The 11491-nt window shown below is 60.5% G+C and carries 9 protein-coding genes and 1 pseudogene; 2 read left to right on the forward strand and 8 right to left on the reverse strand.

Annotated elements, in window-relative coordinates:
* Positions 1-73: 73 nt before the first annotated feature.
* Complete coding sequence (locus AC1DMK_RS04825; protein ID WP_477857453.1) at positions 74-568, reverse strand: CreA family protein; 495 nt, start codon at positions 566-568, stop codon at positions 74-76.
* A 62-nt stretch (positions 569-630) separates the two neighbouring features.
* Positions 631-1221, reverse strand: a complete 591-nt coding sequence (locus AC1DMK_RS04830; protein WP_037064465.1) for a 3'-5' exonuclease — start codon at positions 1219-1221, stop codon at positions 631-633.
* A 269-nt stretch (positions 1222-1490) separates the two neighbouring features.
* Between AC1DMK_RS04830 and AC1DMK_RS04835 the strand changes: the two genes are divergently transcribed.
* The gene (locus AC1DMK_RS04835; protein WP_037064266.1) at positions 1491-2021 is read left to right on the forward strand and encodes a GNAT family N-acetyltransferase; all 531 of its coding nucleotides are present in this window, start codon (positions 1491-1493) and stop codon (positions 2019-2021) included.
* Positions 2022-2069: 48 nt separating this feature from the next.
* Here the strand turns inward: AC1DMK_RS04835 and AC1DMK_RS04840 are convergent.
* Positions 2070-2344, reverse strand: a pseudogene (locus tag AC1DMK_RS04840) (type II toxin-antitoxin system HigB family toxin).
* A 105-nt stretch (positions 2345-2449) separates the two neighbouring features.
* Entirely contained in the window at positions 2450-4603 is a 2154-nt protein-coding gene (ligA, locus tag AC1DMK_RS04845) for an NAD-dependent DNA ligase LigA (protein ID WP_477857456.1), read from the reverse strand.
* A 210-nt stretch (positions 4604-4813) separates the two neighbouring features.
* Here ligA and AC1DMK_RS04850 point away from each other — a divergent pair, with 210 nt between their 5' ends.
* Entirely contained in the window at positions 4814-5701 is an 888-nt protein-coding gene (locus AC1DMK_RS04850; protein ID WP_477857458.1) for an MBL fold metallo-hydrolase, read from the forward strand.
* A 1-nt stretch (position 5702) separates the two neighbouring features.
* On the opposite strand, the gene recN is transcribed toward AC1DMK_RS04850, so the two are convergent.
* From recN to ftsZ, 4 genes are all read right to left on the reverse strand, one after another.
* A complete protein-coding gene (recN, locus tag AC1DMK_RS04855) occupies positions 5703-7376 on the reverse strand; it encodes a DNA repair protein RecN (RefSeq protein ID WP_037064272.1) in 1674 nt (557 codons plus the stop codon).
* Between the two features lie 5 nt (positions 7377-7381).
* Positions 7382-8251, reverse strand: coding sequence for an outer membrane protein assembly factor BamD (locus AC1DMK_RS04860; protein ID WP_196246780.1), 870 nt, complete (start codon positions 8249-8251; stop codon positions 7382-7384).
* A 273-nt stretch (positions 8252-8524) separates the two neighbouring features.
* Positions 8525-9481: a UDP-3-O-acyl-N-acetylglucosamine deacetylase gene (lpxC, locus tag AC1DMK_RS04865; RefSeq protein ID WP_037064276.1), complete on the reverse strand. Its 957-nt coding sequence runs from the start codon at positions 9479-9481 to the stop codon at positions 8525-8527.
* A gap of 286 nt (positions 9482-9767) precedes the next feature.
* Positions 9768-11477: a cell division protein FtsZ gene (gene ftsZ / locus AC1DMK_RS04870; RefSeq protein ID WP_477857462.1), complete on the reverse strand. Its 1710-nt coding sequence runs from the start codon at positions 11475-11477 to the stop codon at positions 9768-9770.
* Between the last annotated feature and the right edge of the window lie 14 nt (positions 11478-11491).

The raw sequence follows: 11491 nt of genomic DNA on the forward strand, positions 1-11491 counted from the left end.
CAGACTGTCGATTTCTATCCGACAGACGGCGGCCGACCCGTTGGTCACCAAGAGTTGCTTGATCTCACAAGCTCTATTGCGGTTTGCCGTTCTTCCACGTGACGGTCTGCCCGTAGAGCGACACCGTCGAGATCGCCATCTTCGCAGACCCATCGGTCAGCTCGCGGGAATGCGCGAGATAGATCAGCGTGTCATTCTGCTTGTCATAGATCCTGGTGACCACCAGTTTCTTCCAGATCAGCGAAATGCCCGACTTGAAAACCTCGTCCCCGCTCTTCGACAGGTCGATGTCGCCGATCTCGATCGGCCCCGTCTGGTGGCAGGAAATCGCGCTGTTCGATGGATCTTCGAACCAGTTGCCGTTCTTGACGCGGTCAATGACGCTGCGGTCGAAATAGGTGACGTGGCAGGTCACGCCCTTCACCGCCGGGTCTGCCACCGCGTCGACGATGATATCGTTGCCGATCCAATCGACGCCCACCTTCCCGACGACGTCGGCAGATGCCGAGCCGGCGCAGAGGCCGATGAGCGACGCTGCGGCAAGCGCGATGCTGCGTGTTCTGGACATGTTGGCTCCCTGTATGTTGCGCAATACTAGATAAGCGCGCGGGGCGCCTTTGCAAGAAAGGTTCAAGCTTTCCGGCAGGTACAGGGCTCGTAGCCGCTCGCCATCAGGCGCCCGGGCTTCATGCCGATCAAGGCCGGAACGGCATGAATGGCCGCCGCACCGATCGCCCTCGCCATCTCGATGGCCGCCTGCGCGCAGACGGCCGCATCCTCGGCCGCATTGTGGTGTACGAAGCGGAGACCGAGATGATCGGCAAGCATGTTCAGGCGATGCGAGAGGAAATGCGGCCATATGCGCTGCGACATCTTCAGGCTGCAGAGGTAGGTGAGCTCCGGATAGGATTGCCGGTAGAGATCGAGGCTCGAGCGCCAGACGCTGAAATCGAAGGCGGCGTTGTGCGCGATCATCGTCGCACCGCGAAAATCCTCAAGGAACTCGTCCATCACCTCGGGGAACTCCGGCGCATCCTCGACATGCTCCGGCCGGATGCCATGAATGGCGATGTTCATACCCGAGAAGCGCATGTCCTTCGGGCGGATCAGCCGTTCCTCGACGCGCGTGACCTTTCCCTCCTCGATCCAGGCAAGGCCGACCGAACAAGCGCTGCCGCGCTGCTCGTTGGCCGTTTCGAAGTCAATGGCAATGGTCTTCAAGGCGACGTCCGATTCGGTTTGCTCCATCAGGCATAGCGACACGCCGCCGCCGAGGCAAACTGCACGTTTCGGTTGACATCTCCAGACGAATATCGAAAATTGCGGTCATGATCGGTTCTATCGCCATGACGATGCTTCATATCACCACGACCCCTGAAGGGTGCGCGGGAGCGATGGTGCGTTAACAGCAATACCGATCATCCCGAGAACCCTGCCGAGGCGAGCAGGGTTTCGAAACCGGCTCTCCCGCATCAAATGGAGAGCAAGAAATGTCACCAGAGAAGCCAAAGCCTCAGAATATCCAATTGCCAAAAGGCCTCCACATCCGCGCAATACGTCCATCTGATGCCGACGCCTTGACGGCACTTGTCAATCTTCCGGGATTTCGGGCCGGAACGTTGCGTCCCCCCTATCAGAGCATCGAGGAAACGCGACGCCACATTGAGGGCGACAATCCCGACGCAATGCGCCTCGTCGCACTGATCGACGACGCTATCGTCGGAGATATCGGCATGACGCGCTATCGAGGCCGACGCAATCACGCGGCAAGCATCGGCATGGGCGTGCATGACGACTTCACGGGCAGAGGCATTGGTAGCGCGCTGCTGGCGGCCGTCATCGAGGCCGCCGACAACTGGCTCGACATCAGGCGGCTGGAACTGACCGTCTACACCGACAACGACATCGCCATCGGCCTCTACAAGAAATTCGGCTTCGAACAGGAGGGCATCCTCAAGGCCTTCGGCTTCCGGGCAGGGAGCTATGTCGATGCCTACGCAATGGGCCGGGTCAGAGGTTGAATGCGAGGGGATGATTGCCTGAAGACCGGCGGCCATCCCATCCGCACCTCAAGCGACGGCGAGTGCATAGAGCCCTGCACGATGCTTTGACGGCACGCCCCAGGCTTCCCTGCCGTAATCGGCATGCGTTCCGACGAGCTTCACGAGCAGTCGCCTGTAGGGATATGAGACGTGAACGATCAGGAGGTGCTTATTGCCGTCAATATCGAAAATCACCCTGCTGTCGCCGACGAAATCGACATTCGCGCCGAACATGGTCTTGATCTCCCTGGCCCCGACCAGTCGGCTTTGCTCAGGGCAGCGTGCCATACACCCAACGGCACTTTTGCCTATGGAGAGCGCTCCCAGACGACACGAAGCATCGACTTCGCATTGATTTGCATTGGTGCGCCGCATTCCCAAAACGGGAACACGTCAATGCCCGTGCATTACCCCCCGATCAGCGCCAGCCACTCGTCCTCGTCCATGGTCTGAACGCCGAGCTCTCGGGCCTTGTCGAGCTTCGAGCCGGCACCCGGGCCAGCGACCAGGATGTCGGTCTTCTTCGAAACGGAACCTGCCACCTTGGCGCCAAGGCTTTCCGCCCTCGCCTTTGCCTCGTCTCGCGTGAACTTTTCGAGCGAGCCTGTGAAGACGACTGTCTTGCCGGCGACGGGGCTGCCCGATGTTGTCGGTTGCTCAGCCACCCCAGGTGTCACCTCGGCGAGCAGGCGCGTGATGACCTCGACGTTGCGCGGCTCCTTGTAGAATTCGACGATGGCACGGGCGACAATCTCTCCTATGCCCTCGATTGCGTTGAGATCGTTCCACGCATCGCCAGACAGCGGCGCGGCTTCCCGCATGGCTGTTTCGAAAGCCTCGTAGGTGCCATATGAGCGTGCCAGAAGCTTGGCGGTCGTCTCGCCCACGTGGCGGATGCCGAGCGCGTAGATGAAGCGGTGGAGCGCGATGCTGCGACGCTCGTTGATCGCCGCATAGAGCTTGCCGACGCTGACCCTGCCGAAGCCATCGATGTTCTCCAACTTGGTAAGCGAACCGTCCTGACGCTTCTCCAGCGTGAAGATGTCGGGCGCGGTGCGAATCTGCAGCGACGGGTCCTCACTTTCGAAGAAGAAATCGACCTGCTTGGAGCCAAGCCCCTCGATATMGTAGGCGTTGCGTGAGACAAAGTGCTTCAGATGCTCCGTCGCCTGCGCGCGGCAGATGAAACCGCCGGTGCAGCGCGTGACCGCATCCACCTTGCCCGTCTTTTCGTTGACTTCGCGCACCGCATGCGAACCGCAAACCGGGCAGCTCTTCGGGAAGACATAAGGTTTTGCCCCCGCCTCGCGCTTTTCCATGACGACGTCGACGATCTGCGGGATCACATCCCCTGCCCGCTGCACGATCACCATGTCGCCGATGCGGATGTCGCGCCCTTCGCGCAATGCCTCTCCGTTGTTGCCGATACCCTTGATGTAGTCTTCGTTGTGCAGCGTCGCATTGGTGACGACGACCCCACCCACCGTGATCGGCTCGAGCCGCGCCACCGGCGTCAGCGCCCCGGTGCGTCCGACCTGGATGTCGATCGCCAGCAGCCGGGTGAAGGCCTGTTCCGCCGGGAACTTGTGCGCTGTCGCCCAGCGCGGGCTGCGCGAACGGAAGCCGAGACGAGCTTGCAGCTCGAGGCTGTCGACCTTGTAGACGACGCCGTCGATATCGTAATCCAGATCCGGCCGCTTCAGGCCGATGTCATCGTAATGGGCCAGGATATCGGCGACCGAGTTGAGACGCTTCATCATCGGATTGACGGGGAATCCCCAGCCGCCGAAGGTTTCGACCATGCCGAATTGCGTGTCGGATGGCATCTCCGACATCTCGCCCCAGGCATAGGCGAAGAACCTCAGCTTGCGGCTCGCCGTGATCTTCGCATCGAGCTGACGCAGCGAGCCGGATGCCGTATTGCGCGGGTTGACGTAGGTCTGCTTGCCCTCGGCTTCCATCTGCTTGTTGAGTGCCAGGAAGTCGCTCTTGGCCATATAGACCTCGCCACGCACCTCGACGACGGCGGGGGCGCCCTTCGGCAGCTCGTTCGGGATTTCCCTGATCGTGCGGATGTTGGCCGTGACGTTCTCGCCCGTCGTTCCGTCGCCGCGGGTCGCGGCGCTGACCATCTTGCCGTTCTCGTAGCGGATCGACATCGAAAGCCCGTCGATCTTCGGCTCTGCGGTAAATGCGATCGACTGGTCCGGCAGGCGCCCGAGGAAGCGGTAGACGCTGGCGACGAAGTCCTGCACGTCCTCCTGTGAAAACGTGTTGTCGAGCGACAGCATCGGCCGCGCATGGACGACGGGGGCAAATGTCACGGATGGGGCGGCGCCGACACGCCGCGAGGGACTATCCTCGCGGATCAACTCCGGAAAGCGTGCCTCTACCGCATCGTTGCGCCGCTTCAGCGCGTCATAATCCGCATCCGAAATCGCCGGCTGATCGCTACCGTGATAGAGCTCGTCGTTGCGGGCGATCTCCCGTGCCAGCCGCTCAAGCTCGGCAGCGGCATCTTCAATCGTCATATTTTCTACAGTTGTCGGCGCTACGGACATTGAGATCACTCCGGGGAATCTTCAGAGGTTTTAGCCGAAATGACGAAAACGCAAAACTGGAAAGGAGCAAGCGCGCGGTACTCAACGCCGCGGCATCACGCGACCGGAGAAAATTAGGGCGCCGTCAGCCTGAAACCATTGCAAACGCAACGTCGTCGGCCGAAAAGAACAACACTACCTCCGCGAATTCGGCGCCAATAAAGGAATGCCATGCCGGACATCACCTCTACGCTCAGAATCCTTGAACCATATCCGGGCATATTTGCCTACTACGACGGACGCATCGAAGGCAGGCGCCTGTATTCAAACGCTCCGAACTGGCTCGATGATGGTGCCTACTCGCTCGGAATCGCCTCATACGCCATCGTCGATGGGGTGCATGCGCTGGTTTATGACACCCACATGTCGCTGCAGCACGCAAGTGCGATCCGCGCCCACATCGAGAGCCTCGGCGTCACCTCGATCCAGGTCGTGCTCAGTCACTGGCATACGGACCATATTGCCGGCAATGAAGTCTTTGCCGATTGCGAGATCATAGCCCTCGGGCTGACCGCCGAAGCCCTCGTCCGGAATCGCAAGGAGCTCGAAACGGGGGATCCGCAGATCCTCCCCGTCGTGATGCCCAACCGGCTTTTTGAAGGGCGGCTGGATCTCATGGTCGGCAGTCGCCAGGTGGAGCTCCACCATTTCGACATTCACAGCGCGGATGGAAACGTCATCTGGTTTCCTAAGGAAAGGCTGCTTCTGGCCGGTGATACGCTCGAAGATACGGTGACCTACGTTTCTGAGCCGGCGCACCTGACGACGCATATCCGCGAGCTCGTCCGAATGCGGGAATGGCCGATCCACCGGATCCTGCCCAACCACGGCGATCCGGAGCGGATCGCTGCCGGCGGTTATGCCGCCACGCTCATCGACGCAAACCGAGACTACCTGCAGCGGCTGGTCGCTCCGAAAGAGCGAGAAAAAGCGGAGGCAATGTCGTTGAAGGATTTTATTGCCGACGATCTGGCCTCGGGCGCGGTTGTCTATTTCGAGCCTTACGAAGCCGTTCACCAGAAGAACACAAGCGAAATCAAATCCACGCAGACGGAGTAGCTCAGCCGTTGCCGGCGAGCAATCGGACCGCTGCCGCCCTCGCCTCTTCGGTCACAGATGCGCCGGCCAGCATACGGGCGATCTCTTCCGTCCGGTCCTTGGGTTCCATGGTGGCGACACGCGTCGCGATCTTCTCGGAGCCCACGGACGCCGGTCCTTTTGAGATCAGCAGATGCGTTGCCGCGCGGGCGGCAACCTGCGGCGCATGCGTCACCGACAACACCTGCACGCGGTCGGACAGCCGCTTCAACCGCTGGCCGATCGCATCCGCCACGGCCCCACCGACGCCGGTATCGATTTCATCAAAGACAAGCGTCGGCGCAGAACCGCGATCGGCAAGCGCGACCTTCAGCGCCAGCAGAAAGCGCGAAAGCTCGCCGCCGGACGCAACCTTCATGATAGGACCCGGCCGCGTGCCGGGATTGGTCTGGACGTGGAATTCGACCACGTCGAACCCTTCCGCCGTCGCCTCTTCAGCATTGGTGGTGATCTCCACCATGAAACGCGCGCGCTCCAGCTTCAGCGCCGGCAATTCGGACATGACGGCAGCCGCGAGCGCGTCACCTGCATGATGCCGCTTCTCCGATAGCGAACGCGCCGCCGCCTCATAATTTGCTCTGGTTACGCCGACCTCGCCCTCGAGCTTTGTCAGCTTCTCCTCGCCGGCATCAAGATCGGCAAGATCGCTGATCATGCGAACGGCAAGTGCGGGCAGTTCGGTTACCGGAACGGAATACTTCCGCGAGGCGGCACGCAGCGCAAACAGCCGCTCCTCGACGCGCTCCAGTTCCTTCGGATCGTATTCCGTCTTTCGCAGCGCCGCTTCCACTTCCATCTGTGCATTGGAAAGCTGGTCGAGAGCGGCATCAAGAAGCGCCACAGTGTCTTCGAGCAATCCCGGCGCCTCATGGCTCTTGCGCTCAAGGCGGCGCACCAGGGAAGCGATATGAGGCACTGGCGAGGCATTGCCATTCAGGAACTCGGACGCTTCGGCGATATCGCCCGCGATCCGCTCGGCCTTCATCATCTTCTGACGGCGGTCGGCAAGATCGTCCTCTTCGCCGTCCTGCGGCGACAGCTTCTCGAGTTCCTCGACGGAAGACCGAATATAGTCCGCTTCGCGCGCCGCATTCTCCACCTTTTCGCGATGCTTCTTCAGCGTACGTTCGGTATCGCGCCAGACGCGGTAGAGCTGGGAGGCGCCAGCGACATCATCGCCTATGCCGGCGAAAGCATCGAGCAGGATCCGGTGCGCATGGGTGTCGACAAGCGCTCGGTCGTCGTGCTGGCCGTGGATTTCGACAAGCATCTGACCGGCCTGACGCATCAATTGCACGCTGAGGGGCTGGTCGTTGACATAGGCTTTGGTGCGGCCGTCGGATGTCTGGACGCGCCGGAAGATGAGATCGCCGTCATCGTCTATGCCGTTTTCGCGAAGCAGCCTTCGGGCGCCGTGATCCATCCCCACGTCGAAGACGGCAGTCACCTGTCCCTTGTCTTCGCCATGGCGGACAAGATCGCCGTCGCCACGCCCGCCGAGCGCCAGCGACAGACTGTCGAGCAGGATGGACTTGCCTGCGCCCGTCTCGCCCGTCAACACTGAGAGGCCGGTCTCGAAGGCAAGATCCAGCCGCTCGATCAGGACGATATCGCGGATCGAAAGCTGGATCAGCATTGGCCTCAGGAACCGAGCAGGAGTTTCTTGCCGGCGGCCGAAATCCACGAGCCTTGATTTTCACGCGGCTCGGCGCCGTTGCTTTTCAGAAGCTTGTAGGAATCCGCATACCACTGACTATCAGGATAGTTGTGGCCGAGAACAGCAGCAGCCGTCTGCGCCTCTTCGACGATGCCCATCGCATAATAGGCTTCGACGAGGCGAGCGAGCGCTTCTTCGATCTGGTTCGTGCTTGGGTATTTCTCGACGACGGTGCGGAAGCGCGAGATGGCAGCAAGGTATTCCTTGCGCTCCATATAGTATCGACCGATCTGCATTTCCTTGCCGGCAAGCTGGTCGCGCGCAAAGCGGATCTTCGCCTGCGCGTCATCAACGTATTCGGAGTCCGGATAGTTGTCGATCACCGCCTGCATGGCCTCGACGGTCCTTACAGCAGCGCGCTGATCCTGCGTCACATCGACGATCTGCTTGGAATAGCTGAGACCGATCAGATACTGAACGTAGGCCGCGTCCTTGGACTTCGGATATTGCGCCATGTAGCGGTTGCCGGATGCGAGCGCATCATCGAGACGGCCCTGTCGATACTTGACGAAGGTGCTCATCACAAGCGCCTTCCGCGCCCATTCGGAGAACGGGTTCTCGCGGTCGATCGCGTCAAACTTGCGGGCGGCTTCCGCCATGTTGCCCGCCTTCATATTGGCGAGGCCCTGATTGTAGAGAACGTCCGGCGGATCGTTTTCGAGACCGAGCTTGGTGATGTCGATATCTGGGTCGGACTGGCATCCGGAAATTAAGGCGCCTGCACTCAACACCAAGAGCGATGCGAACATAGCGCGCGCTGTCTTCATCATACTTTCAGACCCTGCATAACCCATCGGAACATCCCAACGACCGCCATCCCTCAACAGCAGTCACGCCTCGCTGGCGTTTCTAGCCACAAATGCATGGCCAGAGCAACGCAATGATGATGCATTAACGCATTTTTGTGGCGGCTCAGGTCATAATCTCCTGTTTCGCCCTGATAAAGGCGCATCTGTTGCCGCTAAACGTCTGCTGCAAAAGATCTATCGGGAATCGCGGCGGAGTGCGCCACATAAAGAAACCGCCTCCCGAAGGAGGCGGCCCTGGCCTAAAGAAAGCGATGGAGGTCAAGCCGACCAGGGAGCAAATTCCGGAGCGTTCACACGAATGAAATCACGCGGCGCAACACGCGGACGCGGCGCTGATGTCTCGACGACTTCATAGGCCGTCGGATCGCTGAGCAAAGCTTTGAGTGCATTGGCATTCATCTTGTGACCGCCGCGGTAGGATCGGTAGCAGCCGATAAAGGGAACGCCGGCAAGTGCCAGGTCGCCGACGGCATCGAGCGTCTTGTGACGGACGAACTCATCCTTGGCGTAACGCAGGCCTTCGATATTGATAACGGTATTGTCGTCAGAGATGACAACGGAGTTCTCAAGCGAAGATCCGAGCGCATGACCCGAAGCCCAAAGGCGCTCCACGTCGCGCATGAAGCCGAAGGTCCGGGCACGCGACAATTCCGCTTTGAAGGTCGCAGCCGTCATGTCGCCTTCCCACTTCTGGCGGCCGATCAGCGGGCAATCGAAATCGATCTCCACTTCAAAACGCATGCCGTCATGGGGACGGAACTCGCTCCAGGAGCCGCCATGTTCGATGCGCACCGGCTTGGTAATGCGGATATAGCGACGCTTGACGCCGAGGGACACCAGGCCGACCTGTTCTATCGCCTCTATGAAGGGCATGGAACTGCCGTCCATGATCGGCATTTCGGCGCCGTGAACCTCAATCAGGACGTTGTCAAGGCCAAGCGCATAGACGGCCGCCATGACATGTTCGATCGTCGCGACGGAGCGCGCTGGAGAAAAACCGAGAACCGTGCAGAGATCGGTATTGCCGACCTGGGAAGAAACAGCGCGAAGTTCGGTAACCTCGCCGTTTTCGTGCATGCGATTGAATACAACACCAGTGTCGGCTTCAGCCGGGTTGAAGGTGATCGAAACATCGGCACCCGAATGAACGCCGGTCCCCGAAAGACCGACCGGACGTGATACCGTCGTCTGAAAACCCAACATGCCAATAACCATAAATCTTGCCTTTATTATCCTCGGCGATCGCAGCGACCTATATGTCGAAACCACCAGCCGAGGCATATTTCACTCCGTCCAAGTCCTGCCATGAAGCGCACCAAGACGGTTCCTTGAGCCAATACATACGTGCGCCCACGCTCCAATCCAAATCACTGTTTCTTTCGCTTTGTTACGAAATCATGACTTTGAAATCGCTGCGCAAATTGGCTCGAATTTGATGGCCTGAAACAACAATGCCCGGGAGCGAACTCCCGGGCTTCAACGTGGCGATTCTGTGCTTATCTCAGTTCGACTGGCGGCGAAGGAACGCCGGGATCTCGAGCTGGTCGTCTTCCTGCATCATCCGCGCTTGCGGCACGCTGCGGCCCTGATCGTCGAGGTTTCCGCGGCGTGGCGCATAGAGGCTTGCTTCCGGGGAAAGCGGACGGCGCTGCTGAGAGGCGGCAGCGGGAGCCGACGTCATCTCTGGAACGACCTCCTCTTCACGGCGACCGAGCGAATTGGTGATTCGCTTCAGGAGGCCCATCGGACCACGCTCTTCGTGGGCGTGCGATGTGGCTGTCGGCTGCGACCGATGGTCGATCTCAGCCTGGACAACCGGCGGGAAGTCTTCAACCTTCGGCATCCGAACCGGCTGCTGCGGCATGACCGGCGCAGTCTGCTGCATGACGGGTGCAGGAGCAGGCTGGCTGATGACAGGCGACTGCACGGGAGCATGCTGGACAGGAGCTTGACGAATGATCGGCGCTGCTTCCGGCGCTGCAAAGATCTTGCTCTGCGGGCGGAAGGTTTCCTGCTGGACCGGCTGCTGAACCGGTGCCGGCGCGCGAGGAGCGTGGATTTCGAGTTCGCGTTCCATCTCGGCCTCAGCCATGCGGATGGTCTGTGCGATCGCATCGACGGTCTTCGGTGCCTGCTGCATCATGGGTGCAGGCTGGACTGCGGCCGGCGCCGGAGCAACGGCCGCGGAAGGACGGATAATTGGCTTCTGAACCTGCTGGAAGTTCTTGCCGGCAGCTTCGTTCATCGCACGGTCGATACCGGTTGCGACGACAGAGACGCGGATGATGCCTTCCAGCGATTCGTCGAACGTCGCGCCGAGGATGATGTTCGCATCCGGATCGACTTCTTCGCGAATGCGGGTCGCCGCCTCGTCGACTTCGAACAGGGTGAGGTCGCGACCGCCGGTGATGGAGATCAGGAGGCCCTGTGCACCCTTCATCGAGGTTTCGTCGAGCAGCGGGTTGGCGATTGCAGCTTCTGCAGCCTGCATCGCGCGGCCCTGGCCGGATGCCTCGCCGGTGCCCATCATTGCGCGGCCCATTTCACGCATGACCGAGCGGACGTCGGCGAAGTCGAGGTTGATCAGACCTTCCTTCACCATCAGGTCAGTGATGCAAGCGACGCCCGAGTAGAGAACCTGGTCAGCCATCGCGAAAGCGTCGGCGAAGGTGGTCTTGTCGTTGGCAATGCGGAAAAGGTTCTGGTTCGGAATGACGATCAGTGTGTCGACCGACTTCTGCAGTTCCTGGATACCGGATTCGGCCAGGCGCATGCGGCGACCGCCTTCGAAGTGGAACGGCTTGGTCACGACGCCGACCGTCAGGATGCCCTTGTTGCGGGCAGCCTGGGCAACCACCGGCGCCGCACCCGTACCCGTGCCGCCGCCCATGCCGGCGGTGACGAAGCACATGTGGGTACCGTTCAGGTGATCGACGATCTCGTCGATGCATTCTTCGGCGGCTGCACGGCCGACTTCCGGCTGCGAACCCGCGCCCAGACCCTCAGTCACGCTTGCGCCGAGCTGGATGATGCGCTCCGCCTTCGTCATCGTCAGGGCCTGCGCATCCGTATTGGCGACAACGAAGTCGACGCCCTGGAGGCCAGCGGAGATCATGTTGTTGACAGCATTGCCACCGCCGCCGCCGACACCGAACACGGTGATCCGCGGCTTCAGCTCTGTGATGTCAGGCTTATGCAGCTTGATAGTCATTGTACCCGTTCCTT

It is taken from the genome of Rhizobium sp. 05L419, assembly GCF_056397845.1.